Origin of the sequence: Achromobacter sp. GbtcB20 (genome assembly GCF_019091095.1) — a bacterium.
GTDB classification, from domain to species: Bacteria; Pseudomonadota; Gammaproteobacteria; order Burkholderiales; family Burkholderiaceae_B; genus Achromobacter; species Achromobacter mucicolens.
In genome coordinates, this window is sequence record NZ_JAGXJZ010000141.1 from 1 (window position 1) to 652 (window position 652).

Annotated in this window: 1 protein-coding gene and 1 pseudogene; both read left to right on the top strand. The window is 72.2% G+C overall.

Annotation, left to right across the window (positions count from 1 at the left end):
- On the top strand, positions 1–484 hold a 484-nt coding region (locus KVT32_RS28220; protein ID WP_256450100.1), incomplete at its 5' end, for an acyl-CoA dehydrogenase family protein.
- A gap of 8 nt (positions 485–492) precedes the next feature.
- Positions 493–652: pseudogene (locus KVT32_RS32295) on the top strand (RidA family protein); the annotation flags it as partial.

Sequence of the window (652 nt, forward strand, 5' to 3'; positions counted from 1 at the left end):
CTTCAAGGTGGCGATGGCCACGCTCGACGTGTTCCGCACCTCGGTCGCCGCCGCCGCGCTCGGCTTCGCGCGCCGTGCGCTGGACGAGGCGCTGGACCGGGCCGCGTCGCGCCACATGTTCGGCAAGACCCTGGCCGACTTCCAGATCACCCAGGCCAAGCTGGCCGGGATGGCCACGAACATCGACGCCGCGGCCCTGCTGACCTACCGCGCCGCCTGGGAACGCGACCAGGGCCGGCGCGTCACGCGCGCGGCGGCCATGGCCAAGCTCACCGCCACCGAGAACGCGCAAGCCGTGATCGACGCCGCGCTGCAGATGTTCGGCGGCCTGGGCGTGGTCAGCGGCCAGCCGGTGGAAACGCTCTACCGCGAGATCCGGGCGCTGCGCATCTACGAGGGCGCCAGCGAAGTGCAGCAGCTGATCATCGCGCGCGATCTGCTCGGCGAACATGCCGCTGCCCAGGCGGCGCGGGAGCAGGCATGAGCGGGCTGATGCAGGTGTTGCAGCCGCCCGGCTGGCCGCGTCCGAAGGGCTACGCCAACGGCGTGGCCGCGCGCGGCTTGCAGGTGCACGTCAGCGGCATGGTCGGCTGGGATGCCGAAGGACGCTTCCAGTCCGACGACTTCGTCGCCCAGACGCGCCAGGCGCTGG